The organism is Rhizobium sp. FY34 (assembly GCF_005222845.1).
Lineage (GTDB): Bacteria > Pseudomonadota > Alphaproteobacteria > Rhizobiales > Rhizobiaceae > Neorhizobium.
In genome coordinates this window covers 140805-164979 of the sequence record NZ_STFZ01000011.1, presented here as the reverse complement: position 1 = coordinate 164979, position 24175 = coordinate 140805, and the positions used below count along the sequence as shown (strand labels likewise).

Genomic DNA, 24175 nt, shown 5'->3' with positions numbered 1-24175 from the left:
AAGTTTGATCCCGTCCTGGTCTTGGATCTATGGCCGCCCAAAGATGGACCATCGCAATGATCACCCTTCAGCAGGTCGCCTTTCGCGCCGGTTGCTCTCTTGCCACGGTGTCGCGCGTCCTCAACCACACGGGGCCGGTCAGCGATGAAATGGTGAGGAAGGTGCGCCGCGCCGCGGCGGAACTGGGCTACCGGGCGGCCGGCGGTGTTTCGGGCATGGCCCGGCGCCGCCCGGTGATCGGCGTGCTTATTCCCAGCATCACCAATCCGGTCTTTGCCTCGTCGCTCTCCACGATCCAGAACCGCATGCTGGTGGCGGGCCATAGTGTTCTGATCGCCCAATCCGACTACGATCCCGCACGCGAGGCGGATGCCGTCGCATCGCTGCTCAACGAACAGCCGACCGGGTTGATCTTGACCGTTTGCGACGCCGAGACCAGTGCGGCTTTGTCGGCGGCACTTCCGCCCACGGTGCTGCTCAGCAATCTGCCGACTGCCAGGTTTCCGGCTGCCATCACTGTCGATAACCGCGGCGCTGGGCGCGAGATAACAGCCTATCTTCACAGTTTCGGACACCGGCGCATCCTGTTCGTGTCCGGGCATTTCGGAGCGTCGGATCGGGCGAAATTGCGCTATCTGGGCTATTGTGACGCATTGGAAGCGATGGGCACGGCACCATTGGCGCCGTTCGAAATCCCTTTCATCGATGGCTATGACGGCCTTGATCTTTCCGATGTCATGGCTCGCCTGCAGCCGTCCGCTATCATCGCGTCGAATGATCTTCTGGCGCTTGGGGTCATCGCAGCCTTGCGGCGCGAGGGGCTGGCGGTGCCGCAGGACGTGTCGGTGGCGGGATTTGATGGGATTGCCATCGGCCGATTAACCTATCCGGTTCTGACGACAGTGGAAATGCCGGATGTCTCCATGGGGGCGGCGGCGGCCTCATTATTGCTCGACATGGCGGAGAATGCCGCCGCACCCCGGCATTTGCAGGTGGCATACCGGTTGCGGCCCGGTGGCACGGTGCAGGATATTCGCTGAAGGTCACACGCGCCAAATACAACAGCGGCCGCATTCTTTCGAAAGCGGCCGCTTCGTCAGTCAAACGATGTAACTTAGCTGCGTGGCAGCAGACCTTTCACTTCGGCGGCGGCATCGTCCAACGCTTCCTTTGGCGTTGCCGTCTGTTCAACGATGCGCGACAGGTTCTCGACGATCGCCTGGGTCACCTTGACACCGTTGCTGCCGGGGAAAGCGTACCAGGGCTGCATCAGCGGCATCTGCTCGAGACCGGCGCGGAACAGCGGGTTCTCCTTGTAGAAATTGCCGAGATAGTCAGGAGACTTGGCGGCCAGTTCGTTGTTCGGCACATAGCCGGTGCCCGGTACCACGACCGAGGCACCATAGGGGCCGGCGGCGAACTTGGCGAATTTCCAGGCGGCTGCCTGCCTGTCGGCATCCTTGGTCAGAATGACGACTGCATTACCGCCGGTCGGCAGACGGCCGTTGACCGGATCGATCAGCGGGATGTGGGCAGTGCGCAGATCGAACTTGTCGCCGACATTCTTGATGGTATTGCGCAGCGCGCCGGTCGTCTGGAAGGCAAAGCCGACCTTGCCGGCCGTAAAGGCCTGCTCGCCGGCCTGCTTGGTCAGAACGGGAAGGCCACCCTGCTTGACCATGCGGTCGAGCACTTCCACGGCCTTCTGGCCTTCGGGGCCATTGAAGGCAACCTTGGTCTCGTCGTCGCTGAGCATTTTGCCACCAGCGCCGAACAGCAGGCCGGAGAACATCCAGTCATCGCCCTGCCAGCGGAAATCGATGCCTTCATTGCCGTCACCGAGCGCCTTGATTTTGCCGCCGAGCGCAATGACTTCATCCCAGGTTGCGGGTGGTACGTCCGGGTTGCCGCCGGCTTTGCGCACCAGATCGGCGTTGTAGTACATGATCGGGTTTGACGTGGCGAAAGCCAGGCCGACCTGCTTGCCCTTGACCTGGGCGAGTTTCAGGATGTTGTCGGAAAAGCCCTTGGCCGCCATGTCGCCCTCTGCGGCCACCAGCGGCGTCAGGTCAACCGGGATGTCACGCTCGTTGAGCATGCGCAGACGGTTGAGGCCGATGAACGTGACGTCAGGCATTTCGGCCGTGCCGGCCTGGCGCATGATCGTCTGGATGCCTTCCTCGTAGGTCGCCGATGGATTGGCGAACTGGATCTTGATGTCGGGATTTTCCTCCATGAATTTCTTCGAGATCGTGTCCATCACGTCCTTGAAGAAGCCCGGCATGGGGTAGTGGACGGTCAGCGTCGTTTCGGCATGTGCCGGCATCGACAGCACCATCGACATCGCGGCGGCAGCAAGCGCCTTTTTGATATGCTTCATGGCATGGTCTCCTGGAGTTGCGACCGATCAGCCTTTGAGACCGGTCATGGTGATGCCTTCGACAAAGCTTTTCTGCGCGAGCAGAAAGACGAGGACGAGGGGAAGGGTGATGATGAGCGTGGCGGCCATCAGCGCGCCGTAATCGTCGCCGGCTTCAGCGGCGCGGAAGAACAGGAGCCCGAGCGGTGGCGTCGCATAGGCCTGGTTGGTGACGACGATCAGCGGCCAGAACAGATCGTTCCAGTGGGCAACCACCGAGAAAATCGCAAAGGCGGTGACCGCCGGCCAGGCGTTGGGCACAATCACGCGGGCAACGATTCCCAATTCCGACATGCCATCGAGACGGGCGGCATGGATCAGGTCGTCCGGCATGGCGCGAAAGAACTGTAGGAACAGGAAGATGGCAAAGACAGAGATCGAGAACGGCGCCACCAGCGCCAGATAGCTGTTCAGGATCGAGAGCCGGTCGAAGGCGACATAAAGCGGCAGGGCCGTCGCATGGATCGGCACCAGGAGACCGAGCATTACCAGCGCCATCATCACACGCGCGGCGCGGAATTTCATCTTGGCCATGGCATAGGCGCAGGGTACGGCCACCAGGACCTGCAGCACCAGGATCATGCCGCAGACAACGACGCCGTTCCAGAGCAGCATAGGCATAGACACGCGCGTAAATGCCTTGGTGAAATTGGCGAGGTAGTTCCATGTGTGGGGGATCAGCGACAGCGAGGAGGCGAAAATCTCGCTCTGGGTCTTGCCGGCGGTCGAGAGCATGAAAATGTAAGGGGCAAGAACAAGCAGAGCGCCGAGGGAGAGAAGCGCCAGGCGGGCGAGCCGACCGATTGTCATGGTTTGTGTGGTCATGAGTAGTGAACCTGGCGGTCGAGAAAGCGATATTGCAGCACCATCAGCACGACGAGTATGGCGAGAAACACCACCGTCATCGCCGAGGCATAGCCGACCCGCAGGAACACGAATCCTTCCTGATAGATGGTGAACAGCAGCACTTCGGAAGCCTTGTTCGGCCCACCCTCGGTCAGTGTCTTCACCGTCTCGAACACCTTGACCGAGTTGATGACGCTGATGGTGGTGACGAAGAGTGTGGTCGGTCCCAGCATTGGCCAGGTGACCAGGCGGAAACGATCCAACGCGGATTTTGCCCCGTCCACCTCGGCAGCGGCATAAAGATCACGCGGGATGGCGGTGAGGCCGGCGAGGAACAGCACCATGTTGAAGCCGATGGATTGCCAGATGCCGATGACCGACAGGCCGTAGATCACCGTGCTGGAGGCGCCGAGCCAGTTCGGGCCGGGTATGCCAAACTGGGCGAGGAGCGCATTCAGCGGGCCGATGCTCGGGTGAAACAGGTATTGCCAGACGGTGGCCATGGCGACCAGCAGCGAGGCCACGGGCAGGAAATACACGGTGCGGAAAAAGCTGCGGCCACGCGGTTCGGATTCGATCAGCAGCGCCACGCCGAGGCCGAGCGCGATCGAGACGGGCGTGACGATCGCCGTATAGACCGCAGTGTTCCAAAGGGATTTGCGGAAGGTGCGGCTATTGAGCAGCTCTGCATAATTTTCAAAGCCGACGAAGCGGAAACTGGCATAGCCGAGTTCGAAATCTGTAAAGCCGAGAACAATCACCGCCACAGTCGGCAGGATGATGAACACCAGCATCAGAACCAGGGCAGGGGATGCCAGCAGCAGAGCGGTGCGCGCCTCGCGCCGCGCCGCTGTTTCGATCGGGGAATAGCCCGAAATGGCCAGATCAGCCATGGACCATCTCCCGAAGCACAGCCTTGAGCGGGGCTGCGGCAAGACGGCGACCGTCCTCGGCAAACAGCATGACATGCGATGGGTCCATATCCAGGCCGATCGGCTGGCCTGCGGCAAGGCCACGGGCCTCGGCCGGTGATATCTTGGCAAGCACGGTTTCGCCGATCGCTGAAAGTTTGGTAAAGACGATGACCTCGGAGCCTAGGAATTCGAGCCGCTCGATCCGAGTTGCCAACGCGCCTTCGCCCTCGGCGCGCAAGCGCACGAATTCCGGTCGCACGCCGAGCGTGACGCGCGGATCGCCGATCGTGTCTGAAGCGGAAGTCAGACGCAGATTGCCGAAACTGACGGTACCATCGGCATCGCGCTGGCTGGCCAAAAGGTTGATGCGCGGCTGGCCGACGAAACGGGCGACCTCGATATGGTCTGGATCGTCATAGATGGCCTGCGGGGATGCCAGCTGAAGCAGGTTGCCGCCGATCATCACCGCAACACGGTCGGCCATCGACAAGGCCTCCGACTGGTCGTGGGTCACATAGAGGGTCGGCACGCCCGCGCGCCGGTGCAGATCGACGATTTCACCACGCGCATGGACGCGCAGATTGGCGTCGAGGTTGGAGAGCGGCTCGTCCATCAGGAAAACGCTTGGATTGCGCACCATGGCGCGGGCCAGCGCCACACGTTGCCGCTGACCGCCCGACATCTGGCCGGGCTTTCGATCCAGCAGGTGGTCGATTTTCAGCGAGGCGGCCATGGCTTGGACCTGCCTTTGGATATCGGCGCAGATCCGGCGCTGGCCGGGCATGAAGCGGCCGATCAGCGGCAGGCGCTGGCTGCCGGAGAGATTGCGCATTGCCAGCGGGACGGCGATGTTCTGTCCTGCGGTCAGGTGCGGATAAAGCGCGTAGGACTGGAATACCATGGCGATATTGCGGTCGGCTGCCGGCAGATGCGAGACTTCGGCGCCATTGATGCGAATGGCGCCTGCGTCTGCGTGATCGAGGCCGGCGACGATGCGCAAAAGCGTGCTCTTGCCGCAGCCGGACGGTCCGACCATGGCGATGAATTCACCGTCTCCGGCCTCCAGAGACACGCCCTTGAGGATGGCATTGCCGGAAAAGGACTTGGTGATATCACGCAGCGAGAACATGCTCATTCCGCCGCCTCGGGGTTCTGCTTGCGCACCGCCTGCGGATAGACCTCGTGGATGATCCCGTCGATCACGAAGGGGGTCAGCTCTGGCAGCTTCACAATCTCGCTTGCGACGTCCTCGCCAAAGGTGTGGATGACAGCACCGACCAACCGTTCGCCGGGCATTTCCCGCTCCATTGTGTCGATGATGAATGCCGAGGACGGGCCCCAGACCAGCGCTGTCGTGTTGAACTGGCCCTTCCAGGCCCAGTGGAGGTGGCCGCTGGCAAAGAGCGCGACATCATGGGCGGCGATGAGATCGTAAAGGCGCTGGCGTGGTGCGGGCCGGATGCTCCAATAGCCGGTGTCGCCTTCGTTCGGATCATCGACGAACAATGGTTTGTGGGTGAAGATCGCCACGCGCCTGCCGTCGCGCTCGGCCAGAACCTGTTCCAGCCAGGCAAACTGCGCCTCTTCCTCGGCGTCGTCGAAGCCGAGCACCAGGGCGTTCAGACCAATGAACAGCCAGCCATCACTCTGCTTTGCCCAGCGATCGGCGCCGACCAGGCGCCGCCAGCGCTCCAATCTCAAAGCGTCCACCGGCTGGTGAGATCCGGGCAGATGCCCGATGTCGTGATTGCCGGGAACGATCAGCATCGGCGCCTCCACGGCGCCCATCAGCTCCATGCAGAAAGTCAGGTCTTCTTCAAGATCGGCACCGTCCACGCTCAGATCACCGGTGTGAATGACGAGATCCGGCTGCTGCGCGTTGACCCAGGCGGCCAGCGGCTCCCAATTGCCGTTGAAATGGATTTTGCCGGGGCTGAGATGGGTATCGGTGATCTGAATGATCTTCATGGGAGCGGCTCCGGCCTTGTGATGGCGCCCGCGGGGTCACGCGTGCTGTGTCGTGCTCTCAGTAGAGCGCGTACATGTCAGTCGCTTGACGGGGTTTTCAGATGTTTTTCAGCTTTGTCGCATAAGCTTTAGGAATGGTCCGATTGCCGTGACAAACCGGGCAAGGTCTGGTGCTTGAATGCGCGTCCGGCGTATTTCGCAAAGGGCACTGAATGCACATGCGTCATGCTCCGGCTCGTCGCGAAACCCGGATGGATATCGGATTCACCGGCGGTTTCGCTCCTAAAGCTGAACCGCTTTTGACAATCGCACTGGTGCTTCGACACCACAGTCGCTTATTGTGAAACTGTATCGGAAACGCTTTTTCCGAAACAGGCGAATGTAATGATTGCCAGCTTGGTCGACGCTGGGTGCATTTTCACTGCAGAACGTCATGCACGCTTGCCGCGCAAAGCCTCTGCGATTTCGCTGCGCGCAACGCCGATCAACTGCTCCATTGCGTGGCGGGCAACGTCCGGCTGGCGCATCCTGATGGCCTCAAGCACATCTTGATGCTTGATGATGGCCTGTTCATGCGATTGGCTGGCGCGGTTGGTCAATCGGAAGCTGGCCAGCAAGGCGGCGCGTATGGCGGTTCCAAACTGCCGGTAGACCCAGTTTCCACTCGCATTGATAATGGCGGTATGAAAGTCGAGATCGGCGCGGCTCCATTCTTCGGTGTCGCGCGCATTCGCCTCGACCATTTCCTCAAAGGCCTTGGAGATCTGGAACAGTTGACGTGCCGTGGCATTGGCGGCTGCCTGCGCGGCTGCAGCGGGCTCCAGCAATTGGCGTGCTTCGACCAGAGACAGATAGAAATGCTCGTCTGCCCCGAACTTCAACGTTGCATCCAGCACCAGCGGATCGAGATAGTTCCAGTTTTCTCTTGGCAGGATTGTCGTGCCTGCGCGGGTGCGCGAACGGACAATGCCCAGCGCCGACAGATATTGCATGGCTTCCCGCAATGTCGTCCGGCTGACATTAAATTTTTCAGTCAGTTCCGCCTCATTGGGCAGGATCGATCCTTCAGCCATCTCACCTGAGACGATCATGTCCACAAGCTGCTGGAGCAGAGCTTCGCGAACGCTTCGCTTGCCGCTGTCGGCAATGGGAAAGCCGCTGGCCGACACCATCCCCGCCGTTCGTGCCACTGTCATTCATTTATCCTCTATTGGTCAGGTGATCGATCCACAAAAGGTCCGTCCATCGACGCATCTGGCAGTACAACAGCGGGCATTCTAAAATAAATGCTATTTATATCAAGCGGTTTTGATGGCACTCTGGTGGATTTCCAGCTGGGGCTCAGTCATCCAAATAATTGAAACATAGCGTTTAATCGGAAATTTCATACTGATCGTCAAGCGGCATTCCACACACGATAGCGGCCACCCTCCCGCCGTGTGAAAATAAATACTATCTATGTTGACAATGATCATATGAACGATATCTTCAATGCATTCCGCTTGAGGCGCGGGATTGCCACCGGTCCCGGTTGCGCATCTTGAAATTCGATTTCATTGGGAGGAGCACATGAAGCTCATGAAAACTGCCACTTTGACGGCAATGACGCTCTGGGCCGTTGGGCTGGTTGCCGGGCCCGTTTGGGCGCAGGAGAAAGACCTGAAAGTCGGCGCGATCTATATGGATGCGCAAGGCTTCTATGCCGGTGTGCGCAAAGGCATTCAGACCGGGGCTGCGGATGCAGGCCGTAAGCTCAACATCATCGAGACGAATGCGCAGGGCGACGTGAGCAAGGAATCATCCTTCATCGACTCGCTGATTTCCGCCGGTGTCCAGGCCATCATCACATCGCCGGTTTCGGCGGACGGTTCCTATCGGGCCATCCGGCGCGCCCATGAAGCCGGCATTCCCGTCGTCTGCTACAATACCTGCCTTGGCGAAAAGGATATGAAGGAATTTGTCTCGGCCTATGCCGTCGGCGACCCCTTCGATTTCGGCTTCAAGCTGGGCGATGCCGCTGGCGATTATTTCCTTGCCGAAAAGAAGGCTGCGCCCAAGATTGCGGTTCTCAACTGCGAATTCGTCGAAGTCTGCGTCACCCGTCGCAAGGGCTTTGAAAAGGCGCTGATGGCCAAGGTTCCGGGCGCGCAGATCGTGGCCAACCAGGAAGGCGCGACGCTTGACAAGGCCGTCTCCGTTGCCAGCACCATGCTGTCTTCCAATCCGGATCTCGACGCCTTCTTCGGTGAGGCCGGTGGCGCAACTCTTGGCGCGGCGCGTGCCGTGAGGAGCCAGGGTCGCGTTGGCAAGACCGTCGTCTTCGGCGGCGACATGACGACGGAAATCGCACAGGAACTGGTCGATTTCACGGTCATAAAGGCTGTTGTCGATATCTCCGGGCAGGGCCTCGGCAAGCTGGCGCTGGTGCAGGCCATCAAGGCAATCGACGGCAAGGCGCCCGCCGATATCAAGGTGCCCTACGATATCGATCTCTACCGCACGGCGGAATCGGGCAAGGCCTGGCTTGCCGCCCATGCCGACGGTATCCCCTGATCTCCCAGGCGCCATCCTTGCTGGTGGCGCACTTGACCTGTCTGGCCAGATGGATGTCCAGTCCATCTGGCCAGACCACGCCTCGCCTGGTCACAAAGGCGCATCCATTCCTGAACAGGCTTCGTCATGATAGAATCTGCGGCCAGCCAGAGCCCCACCCGGACAATCATCGCCTCGATTGCCGGCTGTACCAAGCGCTATCCTGGCGTTCTGGCGCTTGATAATGCCAGTTTCGACATTGCGGCCGGCGAGGTGCGCGCACTTCTCGGCAAAAACGGCGCAGGAAAATCGACCCTGATCCGCATGCTGACGGGTGCCGACGTTCCAGACGCAGGCACCGTCCATATCGGCGGCGAGCCACTTACCCAGTCGGGGTCCGCGCGAGCGCAGGAATCCTTCGCGCTCGGTGTGCGCGTTGTCTATCAGGAACTCAGCCTCGTGCCCGGCATGTCGCTTGCCGAAAACCTGTTTCTCGGGCGTTGGCCGGGCAAGGCCGGGGTTCTCAACTATGCCGACATGCAAGCACAGGCAGCGGAGGCCATGGCAAGGCTCGGTCTCGACCTGCCGCCTTCAAGGCTTGTGGCCGGTCTCAGCCCCGCCGAACGCCAATTGCTCGAAATCGCCCGCGTGCTGCTTGGCAAGCCGAAACTCGTCATTCTCGATGAGCCCACCAGTTCGTTGGCTGCCGCCGAGGCCGAAAAGGTCATGACCGCCGTCAAGCGGATCGCCAGCGAAGGCATCGCTGTCATCTATGTCAGTCACCGGATGAATGAGATCCGTCAGATCGCACGGTCGGCAACGGTCATGCGCGACGGGCGCATTGTCGATACCATGGATGTCGCCGGAGCAGATACCCGCGACATCGTCCGGCTGATGCTGGGTTCGGAGGCCGGGCAGGTCGCAGCTCTTGAAACAAGGACACGCAAGAACGTCGTTCTGGAAGTCTCCAATCTCGCTCTGCAGCCCAAGCTTTCATCGATCTCCTTTAAACTGCAGGAGGGCGAGGTTCTGGGCATTGCCGGATTGCTGGGCTCGGGGCGCACGGAACTCCTGCAGTCTATCATCGGTGTTCGCAGCTTTGATGCCGGCACAGTCATGGTGGATGGCAAGCCTGCCAGGCGCCCGAATTACCGTCAGATGCTGGATGCCGGTTTCGGCTATACGCCGGAAAGCCGCAAGGAAGAGGGCATTGTTCCGCTTCTGGGAGTCGATGAGAATACGGTATCCACGGATTTCTCTTCTGTCAGCCGCTATGGCGTGCTGTCGGCGCGGCGCATGGCCAATGCGACACGCAAGGTCATTCAGCGTCTGCACGTGAAAACGGCGCAGACCGATACGCCGATCGGCACTTTGTCTGGCGGCAACCAGCAGAAAATTGTCATCGGACGCTGGGTTCATGCCGACAGCCGCATCCTTCTCCTCGACGAGCCGACGCGTGGCGTCGATGTCGAGGCCAAGGCCCAGATCTACGCCATCATCCGCCAGCTTGCCGCCGAAGGGCGCAGCATCATCTTCGTCTCCAGCGAGATCGAAGAGCTGCCGCTCGTCTGCGACCGTGTCGTCGTCCTGCGCGAAGGTACTCTGAAGGAAGAGTTTATATCGCCCGATATCGATCAGGACGCCGTCATGGCCGCCTGCATCGCCGGTCATTGACGGAGAATACGAATGTCCCTCGAAAAGGCAGCTACGACGCCTCCATCCGCACAGCGGCGACGCGGTGGTTTTGCGCAGCACATGAACGAAGTGAGCCTCTTCGTCGCGATTGCCTTGCTCTACATCGTCTTTACGGCGACGGCCGGCGGCTTCATGACCTTCAACAACCAGATCAACATCCTGCGCGACGCCGCAACGATCGGTATTGCAGCCTGGGCGGCAACTCTGATCATCATTTCCGGCGAAATCGACGTGAGCGTCGGCCCGATGGTGGCCTTCATCTCGGTCGCTCTCGCCTATCTGCTGCAATGGGGCGTGCCTACGCCGATTGCCTTCGTTTTGGCGATCGCCATAGGTGCGGCGCTGGCCTCGATTGCCGGCATCCTGCGAGCCTATTTTGATGTTCCCACCTTTGTCGGTACGCTGGGCCTCTGGAGTGCCTTGCGCGGCACGGCACTGTTTGTCACCGATGCCCTGCCGGTGTCGATTGGCCGAAACGATATCGTCGACATGCTGGATCGTCCGATCCTCGGTGTTCCGCCGGCGGCCATCATCATGCTGGTGCTATTTGCCGTCTTCGCCTTTGTCAGCCGCAAGACTGCATTTGGCCGCTCGGTATTTGCCATCGGCGGCAATCCGCATGCGGCATTCCTCAGCGGTATCAATGTCGCGCGCATCCGCGTCGCCCTGTTTGCCATTGCCGGCGCCATGGCGGCCGTTTCCGGCATCCTCCTTCTGTCGCGGCTGGGATCGGGCAATGCAACGGCAGCCAGTGGTCTCGAATTCGATGTCATCGCTGCGGTTGTCGTTGGCGGCACGGCGCTGTCCGGTGGTCGCGGCTCCATGCTGGGTACCCTGCTGGGCGTGCTTGTCATCACGCTGATCGGTAACGGCCTCGTGCTTTTGGGCATCAATCCCTTCTTCCAGCAGGTTGTGCGCGGTCTCATCATCGTCGTCGCGGTGCTCGCCAATATCCAGGCGATCAAGCGCAGCGCCATGCGCAACAAGGGGTGAAGGCCATGTCTGTGGTCGATCTGAACACCGGCTCCATGTCAGCGCGTATCTCTACCAGTGGCGGCATTGTTCTTGGTCTCTGGTGGGAACGCACCGGTCGGCGCGTTCCGCTCCTGCGGGAAGCGCCGGGCGACGATGCGGGACCGTTGCAGGCGGGTTGCTATCCGCTCGTGCCGTTCGGTAACCGGGTGAAGGACAACCAATTTCGTTTTGATGGGCGCGACTATCGCTTCGAGCCGAATACGGACTGGGACAGACATTATCTTCATGGCGATGGCTGGCAGGAAGAATGGCGCATCGAAAGGCAGGATGCGCGTTCCGTAGCACTTGCCTTTGACCACAAGGCCAGTGCCACGACGCCCTACAGTTATTCGGCAGTGCAGTGCTTCACCCTGCAGGAGGATGATGCCCTTACGCTCAGCTTGTCTGTCACCAATAGGGGCGAGGAGGCGCTGCCCTTTGGCCTTGGCTGGCATCCCTATTTCCCGATGACACCGATGACCACGCTGTTTGCACCGGCGCGCAAATACTGGACGGAAGTGGAGGACTGGCTTCCCGGCGAAGCGACAGCAATTCCAGGGGATGTCGATTTCAGCGAGCCGATGGGTTTGCCGCATCGCTGGGTGAATAACGGCTTTGAGGACTGGTGCGGCGAAGCCGAAGTCACCTGGCCCGAGCGTGGCGTCAAGCTTTCCCTCACGGCTGATCCGCTGTTTCGCCATGCTTTCGTCTTCGTGTCCGACACAAGCTTCGACCCGGCTTTCGAGCGGGACTATTTCTGTTTCGAGCCGATGTCGCATCTGGCAAACGGCCATCGGCTACCTGACCTCGGCGACCTGAAAGTGCTGTCGCCGGGCGAGACGCTTGAAGGCGGCATCCGCCTCAAAGCCGTTCCGCTTTTATTGAATAAATACAGCGCCGCCATTGCGCTGCCCGGAGACTGAGACATGGCCGCAGGAACGACTTACGACTATATCATTGTCGGCGGCGGCAGTTCCGCCTGCGTCGTGGCTGCCGAGCTGGTGGCAAGGGGCAGAGCGCGCGTGCTGATCCTGGAGCGTGGTCCGCGCAAGGCCAATCCGATCATGCATTTTCCGGCCGGCTACATGAAGTTTCTGGCCAAGGACACCTATTTGTCCATGCATCAGACCAAGCCGCAGGAGCAGTTGAACGGTCGTGGTCCGATCGTGCCGCAGGGTAAGGTTCTGGGCGGCGGCAGCACCGTCAATGCCATGGTCTACATGCGCGGCCAGGCCGCCGATTATGATCGCTGGAACGAGGCTGTGACCCTGCCGGGATCGGTGAATACAGGGGCCTGGTCCTATCGGGATCTTCTTCGCTATTTCAAGGCGCAGGAAGACAATGATCATCTCGGGGGCGAATTTCACGGCGTTGGTGGCGCGCTGAAGATTTCCGATCTCGGTCACACCAGCCCGATGACCCGCACCTATATCAAGACCCTGCAGTCCATGGGCATTCCCTACAATCCGGATTTCAACGGTGCTGAACAGTTCGGCGTTGGCTTCATGCAGCACACGATAGACTGGGAAACCCGCCGCCGTTGCAGCGCAGTCGATGCCTTTCTGGCGCCTGTGATGAACGATCCGCTACTGACCATCGAGACGGAGGCGGTCGTAACGCGCATCCGGATGGAAAACGGCAAGGCGGTCGGTGTTGACTATCTTCAGAATGGCTCGAAGAGGCAGGCGCTTGCCGGTGCTGAGGTCATTCTTGCAGCCGGCGCCTACCAGACGCCGAAACTGCTGATGCTGTCGGGGATCGGACCAGAAGACGAGCTTGCCCGCCACGGGATCAATACGGAGGTTTTCCTGCCGGGCGTCGGTCGCAATCTGCAGGATCACTATGAATGCCCGGTCGTGGCAACCACGAAAGGCTCCTTCGGCTATTACGGTGCCGATCGCGGTTGGCAGATGATCAAGGCGGGGCTGCAATATCTGCTGTTCAAGACCGGTCCGGTGACAACGACAGGTGTTGAAACCTGCGCCTTCTATGATCCGGACGGCAATCATACCGAGCCGACGATCCAGATGTTCTGTGTTCCGACTGTCTATCTCGACCGCGACGTGATGGGCACGGATCCGGGCGATGGCGTCACCATCAATTCGCTGCTGTTGCGGCCGAAAGCACGCGGCAGCGTCACGCTCGCCTCCGCCGATCCCTTGGCCAATCCGGTGGTCGATACGCAGATCTTCACCCATCCGGACGATCTGCGCCTGACGATCGCCAGCTTCCGGTTTGCCCGCACGGTGCTTGCCGCCTCACCGATGCGCGAGCTGATCGACAAGGAGATCTTCCCCGGCACGGATGTGACCAGTGACGAGGCGATCGCCGATCATTGCCGGCGCACGGTCAAGACCGGGTATCATCCGGTCGGAACCTGCAAAATGGGTCATGACCAGGATGAGGATGCCGTCCTGACGCCGGACCTGAAGGTGCGCGGCGTCGATAGCCTGCGGGTCATCGATGCGTCGATCATGCCCACCATTGTCAGCGGCAATACCAATGCCGCCGTTCTCGGCGCCGCCGCCAAGGCCGCCGACCTCCTTCTCTCATAATGGCCGGACGATGCGCGCATCTGTCCAGACCGTTTCAGTCTGCATCCAGCAATAAGGCATGAACCGATGAAAATTACCAAACTCACCACATACATCGTTCCGCCGCGCTGGCTCTTTCTGAAAGTCGAGACGGATGAGGGCATTGTCGGCTGGGGCGAACCGGTGGTCGAAGGGCGTGCGCTGACAGTACAGGCGGCAGTCCATGAACTGGAAGATTATCTGATCGGCAATGACCCGTTCCTCATCGAGGATCATTGGAACGTCATGTATCGCGGCGGCTTTTACCGCGGCGGTGCCGTGCACATGAGCGCGATTTCCGGCATCGACCAGGCGCTTTGGGATATCAAGGGCAAGGCGCTTGGCCAGTCCATCCACTCGCTGCTGGGCGGCCAGGTGCGCGACAAGATCAAGGTCTATTCCTGGGTCGGGGGCGACCGGCCAGCCGATCTTGCCAACAATGCCCGTGAAGTGGTTGCGCGTGGCTTCAAGGCCATCAAGATGAACGGTTGCGAGGAAATGCAGATCGTCGACAGCTATGACAAGGTGGAGAAGGCGGTTCAGAGCGTCGCAGCGATCCGCGAGGCGGTTGGCCCCTATATCGGCATCGGCGTCGATTTTCATGGTCGTGTCCACAAGCCAATGGCCAAAGTGCTGGCCAAGGAGCTTGATCCCTACAAGCTGTTGTTCATCGAGGAGCCGGTACTCTCGGAAAACAAGGAGGCGCTGCGCGACATCGTCAATCACACATCGATCCCGATCGCGCTTGGCGAGAGACTGTATTCGCGCTGGGACTTCAAGCAGGTTCTGTCCGACGGCTTCGTCGATATCATCCAGCCGGACCTCTCGCATGCCGGCGGCATCACCGAATGCCGAAAGATCGCGTCCATGGCGGAGGCCTATGATGTGGCGCTCGCCCCCCATTGTCCGCTGGGGCCAATTGCGCTTGCCGCCTGCCTGCAGATCGATGCCGTGAGCTACAATGCCTTCATCCAGGAACAGAGCCTCGGCATCCATTATAACAAGAGCAATGACATTCTCGATTACATCGCCAACAAGGATGTCTTTCACTATGCCGACGGCTTCGTGTCCATTCCGCAGGGGCCGGGCCTCGGCATCGAAGTGGACGAAGCCTATGTGATCGAGCGGGCCAAGGAAGGCCATCGCTGGCGTAACCCCATCTGGCGCCATGAAGACGGCAGCCTTGCCGAGTGGTGAAGCAGAGGAATTGAGACGATGACAGACCGGTTGAAGAACAAGCGGATCATGATCACGGGAGCCGCGCAGGGCATTGGCCTGGCAATTGCCAGAGCCTGCGCCGCAGAAGGTGCCAGCCTGTTTCTCATCGATCTGGATGCCGCACTTCTGGCAACGGAAGCGCAGGCATTGCAGAAGGGCGGCGCAAGGCTTGGCTTTGCCGCAGCCAATATTGCCGATGCCGCGCAAATCTCGGCAGCTGTGGAACAGGCGGCGGCGGACATCGGCCAGATCAATGCGCTGATCAACAATGCCGGCATCAATGTTTTCCATGATCCGCTAGAAACCAGCGACGAGGAGTGGCAGCGCTGCTTCGATATCAACCTGAAAGGGGCGTGGAACTGCACCAAGGCGGTTCTTCCCGGTCTCATTTCAGCGGGTGGTGGTGCCATCCTCAACATTGCCTCGACGCATGCCTTCACGATCATCCCGAAGACATTTCCCTATCCGCTGGCAAAGCATGCTCTGCTTGGTATGACGAAATCGCTCGGGCTGGAATATGCCGCCAAGGGCGTGCGGGTGAATGCGCTGGCGCCGGGCTATGTTTCGACGCAGAAAGTCATCGACTACTGGAACAGTTTTCCCGATCCGGCGGCTGCGAAGGCCGAGACCATGAAATTGCATCCGGGCGGGCGTATCGCAACGCCGGAAGAGGTTGCACTGGCGGCCGTGTTCATGATTTCTGATGAGTGTCCGTTCATGAACGCCACTTGTCTCACCATCGATGGCGGCTTGAGCGTCCAGCAGCATGGCTAGTGGTTCTCTTTATGCTCGAAAATGGCAACATGACAAAAGCTGCGGCTTGAGCGCATTTTGCACCCAGGCCATTTGCTAATCAGGACGTTACGACGATGATGGGGCCAATCTTGTATGTTCGAAGGTTAAGCGCGGTGTGCAGGAAATCCAGTGCGCTCAGCGTATCCTTAACGAAGAACGTGCCGCTCACGATCCGTTTCGCGGTCGCTTCGTTTCCGATGATGATACGCCCCTGAAAATGCCGCTGTATTTCCTCGATAACATAGGAGAGGGGCATGTTGTCCACCGTGAGCTGGCCCCGGCGCCAGGCGAGAGCTGTCGCGGCATCCGTTTTTCGGATCGTGCTTGTCCCTGCCTCATTGGAGTGAAGCATTTCTTCGCCTTCCCCGAGTTTTAGTGGGAGAATTCCGTGCGCATTGAACTCTATCCTGACGGAATGTTCCGTGACGGCAACGCGTGTGTCTGTGGCACTTTGACGGACATCAAAGGCCGTGCCGAGGGCGGTAATCCTGGCATCTTCAGTGCTGACGGAGAACGGGCGCTTCTCATCCGGGGTCACCTGGAAGAAGGCTTGGCCGCGCAGAAGCCTAACCGTTCTTCTGTCCTTGGTGAATTCAAGCGCGATCGCAGATGATGCGTTCAATTGGACACGGGAACCATCTTCCAATGTGACTTCAGGCATTTCATTGGTGCCGGACATGACATCCGCACGCATGCGCATGGGGCCATCCTGGGCAATGAAGAGAGATCCAGCCGAAATGATCGCTATGATCGAGGAAATGACCACCTTGCGCCCGCGCGGTGCGGTTTCTATCGGCATATCGCGCAACGCGGCATCGGCACGGATCGCAGTTCTCGCTTCGCCGAGAATGCGCCTCGCAGCCGTGTAGGCCCGACAGTTCTCCGGATCCAGTTCCATCCAGCGGCGGAACTCCGCCCTTTCGGTTTCTGGCTGATCGGGGTCGCGGTTGCGAAAGACCCAGTCGGCTGCATCTCTGTTTCGCTTGCGCTGATCTCGCGTCAGACGTCTACTTTGCACGGAACGCTCCCACTATGCTCTCCCATGTGTAGACGAATGAACTGCGTTGTTTGGGATGCTTACTCCATTTCGAAAAGGCGGTCGAGGCAATGGCTGAGCGCGCGTCTGAGGTGCCGGTCGACCATATTGCGCGAAATTTTTAGCTTCGAGGCAATCTTGTCCGGCGACATATGGTATAGCCGGTGCAGCACGAATACAGTCCGCCGTTTTTCAGGCAGATCGGCAATAGCCTGTTTCAGGATCGCCAGTCGTGCCTCGACAGCCAGCCCATGGTCCGGAGCGCTATCCGTCGCGACCAAGGCTCTTGCATCTTCGTCCGAGCCTGAAAAAAGTCGAGATTCAAATTGCTCGCGTCTGATCCGGTCGATCCGCATGTTGGAAGCGGCGCGGCACAGAAAAGCTTTTATCGACCGTTTGCCGGTGAGCGCATCCGGTTGCAATGCGAGTTTTACGTAAAGATCGTGGACGATTTCCCGCGCAGCCCCGTCCGACCGGCTTCGTCCACCGACCGCCTTGATGATGTCACCGTAGTGCTCGACGATTGCCCTGTTCAGCAGATCGGTTCCGTCACTTTCATTGAGGCTGGCCGTCGATGTCCGCATCGCTTTCCTCGTCCTCCGCAAGCTGCAATCAGCGACAACTTAAGGGACGGAAGCGGAGCGCAAACCGGGAGCTCTCCATGGCTTTCTTCCGAGCCTTGTCATCATCCGGCACCAGAGTGTCGCCCCATCAATGCCGTCGAGGAATTTCTAGTGGCGGGTAAAAAGCGATGCAAGTGCAATGATTTACGGTTTGTGTTGAGAAAAAAATCCTTTGCCGCACAAAAGAGGATAAATTTTCTCATGTTTATGTCTGGATTCATTACATCTTTTGGCCTGAGGGCGAAATTGCAGAGATGCGTGAGGCTGGATTACAATCAACGAAAAACGTAGCGAATGTTGCGAGGCAGCCACAGGCCGCGCTTCCGTTCAGTGCCGTGAGGGGACGGGGATACACATGGGTGTTCCAGAAAGTGGATCCGGCATGACAATGGCGTTGACGCCGAAGACATCGAGAATATTTCTGTCTGTCATCACGGCGCCTGGCACGCCTGCATCAAATATCTTGCCGTCTCGAATGAAAACGATTTCATCGGCGTAACGGGCCGCCTGGTTGAGGTCGTGGAGGACCGCGACCACGGTGCGACCCCGATCATGAACAAGCTGTCGAATCAGATCCAATATCTCGATCTGGTGGGCGAGATCGAGGAACGTCGTTGGTTCATCCAGCAGAAGAATGTCCGTTTCCTGGGCGAGCGCCATCGCGATCCATGCGCGCTGCCGCTGGCCGCCTGACAGTGATTCCACCTGTCGGCCGGAAAGTGATGTCATATTGGTCAGATCGAGAGCATGGGCGCATGCATCCTCATCACGGCTTGACCATCGTTCAAAAAAGTTGCGATGCGGATAACGCCCCTGCCGGACCAATTCGGCGACTGTCAATCCGTCCGGCGCCTGGGCCCCCTGTGTGAGGACGCCGATCTGTTTTGCGCGTTCCCGCGACGGCAGTTTTCGCGTCGGCCTGCCGTCGAGAAATATCTCTCCCTTCATCGGGGCGAGAAGTCCTGCAAGGGCGCGCAGAATGGTGGATTTTCCGCATCCGTTTTGCCCCACGAGAACGGTGAAGCGCCCGGTTGGAATTTTCAGGCTCAGGTCGTCGACAATGACAATGCCGTTGTAACCCAGGGAAAGATCTCGTGTTGCGAGGCGGTAGTGTTCAGACATGTCTACGGCCCTTCAGAAGATAGGCAAAAAAAGGTGCGCCGAGCAGGGCTGTGACGATACCGGCCGGCAGTTGCGCCGGGGCGATGACCGTGCGGCCGACAATATCGGCGATCAACAACAAAAGACTGCCTGTCAGCCCGGCGACGGGAATGAGGGCCCTATGGCTAGGCCCTGCGATCCGGCTTGCGATATGCGGAGCGATCAACCCGACAAAGCCCACCAGTCCCACCGTGGCAACGGTTGCTCCAGATATCAATGTGCAGAGCAGTATCAGAAATGCCCGCATCATATTGACGTTCTGTCCAAGGCCCGCTGCCACATCGTCGCCGAAACGGATGAGGTCCAGTTGCCGGCTACAGAACCAACTCAAGGCTAACGGGGCGGCGAGCCAGATGAGGAGACCGTGGACCTTGCTCCAGTCGGCGCCATAGACGCTGCCCGAAAGCCAGATCATTGCGCGCTGAACGTCCACGACATTGCCAAAAGCGGTCAGAAAGCTGGTTCCGGCACCAGCGAATGCGCTCAAACCGATGCCGACAAGGATGATTCGAATGGAGGAGGTTCCCCGTTTCCAGGACAGAGCATAGACGGCTGCCGCCATTGCGACGGCCCCTGCAAAGCCCGCCCAAGGCAGAACGGCTGGTGAAACTCCAGAAAATGCGATGATCACCACGCTTGCGACAAGTGCTGCGCCGGCATTGATACCCAGAACGCCAGGCTCCGCCAAGGGATTGCGCATGACGGTTTGCGAAATCGTACCCGCAACCGCGAGGCCTGCGCCCGCAAGCAGAGCCAGAATAGCTCTCGACAGCCGGAATTCGATGACGATCATCTGCAGTTCGGGTGACGCCTTGCCGATGACCGCATTGGCAAGGTCACTCCAGGCAATCGACTGATCACCCCACATCATTGCGGCAATGACGGCCATAAGGTTGAAAATGATCAGAACAGGTATCGCTCGTGTCACGACTTGTCTGCTCCCGTGCGATAACGCGCCAACCAGAGGAAAAATGGTGCTCCAATCAGCGCCATCGTGACGCCAACAGGGAAACTCTGGTTGGCGAGGATGATCCGTCCGGCGAGATCGGCGACGACCACCATGAACGCGCCGATGACGGCACTGAAGGGAATGATCCAGCGGTAATCAACGCTGATGGTGAGGCGAATGATGTGCGGCACGACAAGTCCGACGAAGCCGACAGGCCCGACAAGTGCGACGGCGCTGCCGGACAGGAGAATGACGATCACGACTGATAGTCCGCGCCAAAAGGCCGCGTTCTGGCCGAGCGCCGTTGCGACATCGGTCCCGAGGCTGAGTGTCGTCAGATGACGGGCTAGCATCAGTGATCCCGCCAATCCTGCGAGCGTATACGGCGCAACAGCCAAGACCTGTTCCATCGTCCGGCCGCTCAAGGAACCGACGGTCCACAAGCGCACCGCATCGAGCGTTGTCTGGTCGAAGATCAGAATGGCCGTGGTGAGTGATGTAAGAAATGTCGCAACCACCGCGCCGGCCAGTACCATCACCAGCGGGGTCGCGCCGATGCGGCCGACCGACCCGATGAAGAAAACGCAGGTTGCTGCCAGCGCCGCGCCGGCGAATGCATACCAGACCTGCGCATTGCCGACCGATGCACCAAAGAGCGTCAGGCTGGCGACGACTGCGAAAGCTGCACCGGCATTGATGCCCAGAAGACCCGGCGACGCCAGAGGGTTTCTTGTCACCGCCTGCATGATTGCGCCTGAAACGGCGAGCCCGGCTCCCGCGATCATCGCAGCGGCAATACGTGGCAGGCGCAACAGTGTCACGACGAGATGATCGCGGGAGCCGTCAAACTGGAAGATTGCAGAGAGCACCGTCGACGGCGATATGGGATTTTGCCCGGCCATTATGGCGAGGATTGCAGAAACCAGCAGTCCGGCGATTGCGAGAACAAGCAGGGCCGCACGGGAAAACTCTGCCCGGCGGGAATGGAACTGTCCTTCTGTTGCTGGCGGTCTGCGAAACGATGTCACGGTCTGCCCGACAGATATTGCTCGATATCATCGAGAACCCTGTTTGCAGAGCCGATGCCGTTGAAGCCCATCCATGTTTCGCGCGTGACGCGATGGGCGTTTCCAGACGCGACCGCCGGCAGCATTTGCCAGAACGGATTGCTGGTCGTTCGCGCGGCAAGCGCGTCGTCCTGGTTCGCGTCATATCCGGCGGCAACGACGTAGAGGAGGATTTCGCCGTCGAGGAGGGCGAGATCTTCCCATTCGGGCCGCTTGAAGACTGTATTGTCCTGCGTTGTTTCGTAAGCGCTGCGCTTGACGCCAGCATCGCGCAGAACTGCATAGGGCGCATAGGCGGCAGGGCCTTCGAGATAGACATGAAAACCGCTCGGCGTGACCCGCAGAACTGACATGGTGCGGGACAAGGCTTTGCTTCTGATGGAGGAAACGCGTTTTTCGTAGTCCGCCAGCATGCGTGTCGCTTCGTCGCTTTTACCGGTAATCAGTGCCAATGTGCTGAAATGTTGCTTCCAGTCCTTTGCGTCGATCAGTGCCGTCGGCGCGATCTTTGCGAAGTTCGCATAGGATTGTCCGTGCAGCGTTGCATCGCCGATAATGAGGTCGGGTTTGAGGGCCACGATCCGTTCCAGACTCGGCTGACGCGCATCGCCTATATCGGAAACGGATGCCTCCTCGGCCTTTTTCTTCAGATCGCGGTCCTGCACGGTCAGAAGCGGTGCGCCGACCAGTGGCAAGCCCAATTCAAGCGCCATTCCCAGATTGTAAAAGGGATCTAGTGCGACGATCCTGCGTGGTACTTCCGGAACACAGAGGGGGGCCTCATGAATTCCGGACGTGACTGACCGGCCAGGACATTGCGCCGAAGCGCCGGTGGCAAGAAGCCAGATCAGCAAGATGGCAAACGATCGCAGGATCATTCTCTACTCCAGAAATGTAAACCTGCGCGGCATGGAAACCGCGCAGGACAAGGATCAGAATTTGACCTTGAGGTTCAGGCCAACGCTGCGCCGTTCGCCGAGCGTTGCTGCGATATCATTGTCGTTGTAGACAAAATATTTCTCGTCGAGGAGGTTCTGGGCGAAGACGTTTAGTTCCCACCGTTCGGTCTTGTAGCCGGCCTGCATGTTCACGATCCATCGGGCGTCCATATAGTCATGAGGCAGGCTGCCCAGGCGCGCCAGATAGCTTGAGGTGTATTTCGCATCGGCACCGACATAGACCCCATTGTCGAACGTGTAGCGAGCGCCAAGGCCCAGAGACCATTCGGGTGCTTCGGGGAAGGGCAAGCCGGACAGATTGCCGTAGGTCAGGTCGTTGAAGTCCTTGAACTCGGTGTGGACATAGCCGAGGGATGCGAAAGTCTCGAGGTTGTCCGTGACTTTCAACGACGGCTCGAACTCAAAACCCCACGCTTCCGATGAGGCGGCATTGATGATGCGGCGGGTTGTCGAATCCAACGGATCAAGCTGCATCTGGACCTGCTGGTCCGAATACTTTGTGTAGAAGACGTTGGAATTCAGTGTCAGGCGGTCGTCGAGGAATGTTCCTTTGTAGAAAATCTCATAGGTCGAGGCTTTTTCGGGGTCGTAGGAATAGGCGGTGCGATTGAACGAATCATAGCTGGCACCACCCGTCCGGAAGCCTTGGGTATAGGTAACGCCGACAGTCTGGGTGTCCGTCAGTTCCTTCGAAAGGCCAATCTTCGGTACGAAATTGACCTCGTCGAACGATGCACCGTAGTCCGTCAGGACGGTCGTCGTGCCGCCGAGCGGTTGGGTGCGCACGAGGTGCTGAGTTATATCCTGGTCCGTGTAGTCGAGGCGTCCGCCAAGGGTGACCTTCCACGTTGGGACGAATTCGTATGTCGCTTCCCCGAACAGGGCAGCATTGAACGATTTCTGCGTATTATTCTGCACCTGGTTGCGATTGATCGTGGCGGTCAGCGGAATAGTGCGATCGTAGAAGTTCTTCTCGTCTTCATAGGCAAAATAGACACCGGCAACCCAGTCCCATTTGTCGCCCTCATAATTCAGGCGCAACTCCTGGGACGCGATCCACTCCTTGTAATATCCATGGTAGGTGTTGATTTCGCCGGCAGTCCCGTAATTGGGCGAGAAACGGTCCGTGTCAGAGTAGCTGAAGGCTGAAAGTGAGGTCAGCTTCAACTCGTCGGAAAGGTCATATGTTACGTCCAGCCCAACATTGTGCACCTCGGTTGGCCGGTATTCTATATAGGCCGGGATCTGGTAGTCACCGCGCTTGTCATCAAAGCTGAAGCCCATGGAACCTGCCGGGCCGCCGATGTCCCGGATATAGGGATCGTCATGCGAGAAGGAATAGCTTAGCAGCGCCCGTAGTTCCGGCATTTCTGCCGGTTCGAAGAGAACCTTGCCGCGCATCTGGTAGTAGAGGTCGTGTGTAAACTCATTATAGCGGTCGTAGCCGGTGAAAGTCGGATATTTGATGTCGTTCTTGCTTCGCTGGATTTCACCGGCAATACGGACAGCGATTTGGTCATCCACCAGCGGTGTGTTGACCATGAATGCCGTGCCGTAAAGATTTCCAGTTCCAATCGTCGCCGATACCTCGGCTTCCTTCTCGAAGACTGGATCCTTGGTTTTTACGTAGATGGCACCCGCCATGGCAGCGCGGCCTGACAAGGTCGATTGCGGACCGCGATAGACTTCGACCTGCTCGACGTCGAACACGCCCCGTGGGCCGCGTCGCGCACCGCGCACGGTCTGCTGAACGCCATCGACATACAGGGTTGCAAGCGGAGCGCCACCGGGAACAAGTCCTTCAGAGTTGACGCCGCGAATAACAAAGCCTGCATCCACCCAGTCGGCGTCCATGACGTTTGCCATACGTCTGAAGCTGTCGCGAAAACTGCTGAGCTGGCTGTCGTTGATCTGCTTTGCGGTAGCGATACCAACACTTGCGGATGTGCTGGCAAGTGTCGTTGCATTGCGCGCGCCGTAGATGGTGATCCGATCCAGCAAGATTGCGCCATTGGCATCGACTTCTGCGCCATTGCTGGAGGTTTCCGCCATACTCAGCACGATCTGGCTCTGACCGGCGAAACGCGACTGGACACCGGTGCCGGAAAGCACGGCGTCAAGCGCCTGGGAAGGCGTCATAGTGCCGTTGGCGCCGCGAGAGATCTTGCCATTGGCAACCGCGCCGTCAAAGAGGATCTGCAATCCGGTTTGCCCGGCAAGCTGATTGAGTGCTGCGGTCAGCGGCCCTGCTGCAACTGAAACCTGGCGCGGCGAACTGGTGATCTGACTGGCGCCCTGCGCTGCGGCCGGCACGTGCAAGGCCAGAGTAGATACTGATGTCGCAAGCAGCACCGCTATCCATCCGGACAGTCCGGTTCGAGCTGTCCCACTATTAATTCCGTTGCA

Annotated in this window: 21 protein-coding genes; 8 read left to right on the top strand and 13 right to left on the bottom strand. The window is 59.2% G+C overall.

What is annotated here, in order from left to right:
* Positions 1–56: 56 nt before the first annotated feature.
* Entirely contained in the window at positions 57–1040 is a 984-nt protein-coding gene (locus E8M77_RS07810) for a substrate-binding domain-containing protein (RefSeq protein ID WP_137130071.1), read from the top strand.
* Positions 1041–1114: 74 nt separating this feature from the next.
* On the opposite strand, the gene E8M77_RS07805 is transcribed toward E8M77_RS07810, so the two are convergent.
* The 6 genes from E8M77_RS07805 to E8M77_RS07780 all read right to left on the bottom strand — a co-directional run bounded on the left by E8M77_RS07805 (position 1115) and on the right by E8M77_RS07780 (position 7343).
* Positions 1115–2380, bottom strand: coding sequence for an ABC transporter substrate-binding protein (locus E8M77_RS07805; RefSeq protein WP_137130070.1), 1266 nt, complete (start codon positions 2378–2380; stop codon positions 1115–1117).
* A gap of 27 nt (positions 2381–2407) precedes the next feature.
* The gene (locus E8M77_RS07800; RefSeq protein WP_137130069.1) at positions 2408–3244 is read right to left on the bottom strand and encodes a carbohydrate ABC transporter permease; all 837 of its coding nucleotides are present in this window, start codon (positions 3242–3244) and stop codon (positions 2408–2410) included.
* On the bottom strand, positions 3241–4158 hold the full coding sequence (locus tag E8M77_RS07795) for a sugar ABC transporter permease (RefSeq protein WP_137130068.1): 918 nt from the start codon (positions 4156–4158) through the stop codon (positions 3241–3243). The genes E8M77_RS07800 and E8M77_RS07795 overlap by 4 nt, the downstream gene beginning before the upstream one ends.
* Complete coding sequence (locus tag E8M77_RS07790) at positions 4151–5314, bottom strand: ABC transporter ATP-binding protein (RefSeq protein ID WP_137130067.1); 1164 nt, start codon at positions 5312–5314, stop codon at positions 4151–4153. Before E8M77_RS07790 ends, E8M77_RS07795 begins: the two co-directional genes overlap by 8 nt.
* Positions 5311–6147, bottom strand: coding sequence for a metallophosphoesterase (locus E8M77_RS07785; RefSeq protein WP_137130066.1), 837 nt, complete (start codon positions 6145–6147; stop codon positions 5311–5313). Before E8M77_RS07785 ends, E8M77_RS07790 begins: the two co-directional genes overlap by 4 nt.
* A 431-nt stretch (positions 6148–6578) precedes the next feature.
* A complete protein-coding gene (locus E8M77_RS07780) occupies positions 6579–7343 on the bottom strand; it encodes a FadR/GntR family transcriptional regulator (protein WP_137130065.1) in 765 nt (254 codons plus the stop codon).
* A gap of 373 nt (positions 7344–7716) precedes the next feature.
* Between E8M77_RS07780 and E8M77_RS07775 the strand changes: the two genes are divergently transcribed.
* The 7 genes from E8M77_RS07775 (at position 7717) to E8M77_RS07745 (ending at position 15953) form a co-directional block, all read left to right on the top strand.
* A complete protein-coding gene (locus E8M77_RS07775; RefSeq protein WP_137130064.1) occupies positions 7717–8700 on the top strand; it encodes a substrate-binding domain-containing protein in 984 nt (327 codons plus the stop codon).
* Between the two features lie 126 nt (positions 8701–8826).
* Positions 8827–10353 carry a sugar ABC transporter ATP-binding protein gene (locus E8M77_RS07770; protein ID WP_137130063.1) on the top strand — a complete coding sequence of 509 codons (1527 nt, stop codon included), beginning with the start codon at positions 8827–8829 and terminating at the stop codon, positions 10351–10353.
* A 12-nt stretch (positions 10354–10365) separates the two neighbouring features.
* Positions 10366–11367 carry an ABC transporter permease gene (locus tag E8M77_RS07765; RefSeq protein WP_137130062.1) on the top strand — a complete coding sequence of 334 codons (1002 nt, stop codon included), beginning with the start codon at positions 10366–10368 and terminating at the stop codon, positions 11365–11367.
* A gap of 5 nt (positions 11368–11372) precedes the next feature.
* Positions 11373–12311, top strand: coding sequence for an aldose 1-epimerase (locus tag E8M77_RS07760; RefSeq protein ID WP_137130061.1), 939 nt, complete (start codon positions 11373–11375; stop codon positions 12309–12311).
* Between the two features lie 3 nt (positions 12312–12314).
* Positions 12315–13943 (top strand): GMC family oxidoreductase N-terminal domain-containing protein, encoded by a 1629-nt coding sequence (locus tag E8M77_RS07755; protein WP_137130060.1) that lies wholly within the window; start codon positions 12315–12317, stop codon positions 13941–13943.
* 51 nt (positions 13944–13994) lie between these two features.
* Positions 13995–15158, top strand: coding sequence for a galactonate dehydratase (gene dgoD / locus E8M77_RS07750; RefSeq protein WP_281408184.1), 1164 nt, complete (start codon positions 13995–13997; stop codon positions 15156–15158).
* 18 nt (positions 15159–15176) lie between these two features.
* Complete coding sequence (locus tag E8M77_RS07745) at positions 15177–15953, top strand: SDR family oxidoreductase (protein ID WP_137130058.1); 777 nt, start codon at positions 15177–15179, stop codon at positions 15951–15953.
* 79 nt (positions 15954–16032) lie between these two features.
* Here the strand turns inward: E8M77_RS07745 and E8M77_RS07740 are convergent, their stop codons facing one another.
* From E8M77_RS07740 to E8M77_RS07710, 7 genes are all read right to left on the bottom strand, one after another.
* Entirely contained in the window at positions 16033–16992 is a 960-nt protein-coding gene (locus tag E8M77_RS07740) for a FecR family protein (protein ID WP_137130057.1), read from the bottom strand.
* A 59-nt stretch (positions 16993–17051) separates the two neighbouring features.
* Positions 17052–17594, bottom strand: coding sequence for a sigma-70 family RNA polymerase sigma factor (locus tag E8M77_RS07735; RefSeq protein ID WP_137130056.1), 543 nt, complete (start codon positions 17592–17594; stop codon positions 17052–17054).
* A 366-nt stretch (positions 17595–17960) separates the two neighbouring features.
* On the bottom strand, positions 17961–18755 hold the full coding sequence (locus tag E8M77_RS07730; RefSeq protein WP_137130055.1) for an ABC transporter ATP-binding protein: 795 nt from the start codon (positions 18753–18755) through the stop codon (positions 17961–17963).
* Positions 18748–19722, bottom strand: a complete 975-nt coding sequence (locus tag E8M77_RS07725) for an iron ABC transporter permease (RefSeq protein ID WP_137130054.1) — start codon at positions 19720–19722, stop codon at positions 18748–18750. The genes E8M77_RS07730 and E8M77_RS07725 overlap by 8 nt, the downstream gene beginning before the upstream one ends.
* Positions 19719–20771 carry an iron ABC transporter permease gene (locus E8M77_RS07720; protein WP_137130053.1) on the bottom strand — a complete coding sequence of 351 codons (1053 nt, stop codon included), beginning with the start codon at positions 20769–20771 and terminating at the stop codon, positions 19719–19721. Before E8M77_RS07720 ends, E8M77_RS07725 begins: the two co-directional genes overlap by 4 nt.
* Complete coding sequence (locus tag E8M77_RS07715) at positions 20768–21688, bottom strand: iron-siderophore ABC transporter substrate-binding protein (RefSeq protein ID WP_137130052.1); 921 nt, start codon at positions 21686–21688, stop codon at positions 20768–20770. Before E8M77_RS07715 ends, E8M77_RS07720 begins: the two co-directional genes overlap by 4 nt.
* A 54-nt stretch (positions 21689–21742) precedes the next feature.
* Positions 21743–24121: a TonB-dependent receptor gene (locus tag E8M77_RS07710; protein WP_246659170.1), complete on the bottom strand. Its 2379-nt coding sequence runs from the start codon at positions 24119–24121 to the stop codon at positions 21743–21745.
* Between the last annotated feature and the right edge of the window lie 54 nt (positions 24122–24175).

Bases quoted from the DNA above. Each gene is read 5' to 3' on its own strand.
- E8M77_RS07810 (WP_137130071.1), top strand. From the start codon at position 57: ATGATCACCCTTCAGCAGGTCGCCTTTCGCGCCGGTTGCTCTCTTGCC.
- E8M77_RS07805 (WP_137130070.1), bottom strand. From the start codon at position 2,380: ATGAAGCATATCAAAAAGGCGCTTGCTGCCGCCGCGATGTCGATGGTG.
- E8M77_RS07800 (WP_137130069.1), bottom strand. From the start codon at position 3,244: ATGACCACACAAACCATGACAATCGGTCGGCTCGCCCGCCTGGCGCTT.
- E8M77_RS07795 (WP_137130068.1), bottom strand. From the start codon at position 4,158: ATGGCTGATCTGGCCATTTCGGGCTATTCCCCGATCGAAACAGCGGCG.
- E8M77_RS07790 (WP_137130067.1), bottom strand. From the start codon at position 5,314: ATGAGCATGTTCTCGCTGCGTGATATCACCAAGTCCTTTTCCGGCAAT.
- E8M77_RS07785 (WP_137130066.1), bottom strand. From the start codon at position 6,147: ATGAAGATCATTCAGATCACCGATACCCATCTCAGCCCCGGCAAAATC.
- E8M77_RS07780 (WP_137130065.1), bottom strand. From the start codon at position 7,343: ATGACAGTGGCACGAACGGCGGGGATGGTGTCGGCCAGCGGCTTTCCC.
- E8M77_RS07775 (WP_137130064.1), top strand. From the start codon at position 7,717: ATGAAGCTCATGAAAACTGCCACTTTGACGGCAATGACGCTCTGGGCC.
- E8M77_RS07770 (WP_137130063.1), top strand. From the start codon at position 8,827: ATGATAGAATCTGCGGCCAGCCAGAGCCCCACCCGGACAATCATCGCC.
- E8M77_RS07765 (WP_137130062.1), top strand. From the start codon at position 10,366: ATGTCCCTCGAAAAGGCAGCTACGACGCCTCCATCCGCACAGCGGCGA.
- E8M77_RS07760 (WP_137130061.1), top strand. From the start codon at position 11,373: ATGTCTGTGGTCGATCTGAACACCGGCTCCATGTCAGCGCGTATCTCT.
- E8M77_RS07755 (WP_137130060.1), top strand. From the start codon at position 12,315: ATGGCCGCAGGAACGACTTACGACTATATCATTGTCGGCGGCGGCAGT.
- E8M77_RS07745 (WP_137130058.1), top strand. From the start codon at position 15,177: ATGACAGACCGGTTGAAGAACAAGCGGATCATGATCACGGGAGCCGCG.
- E8M77_RS07735 (WP_137130056.1), bottom strand. From the start codon at position 17,594: ATGCGGACATCGACGGCCAGCCTCAATGAAAGTGACGGAACCGATCTG.
- E8M77_RS07730 (WP_137130055.1), bottom strand. From the start codon at position 18,755: ATGTCTGAACACTACCGCCTCGCAACACGAGATCTTTCCCTGGGTTAC.
- E8M77_RS07715 (WP_137130052.1), bottom strand. From the start codon at position 21,688: ATGATCCTGCGATCGTTTGCCATCTTGCTGATCTGGCTTCTTGCCACC.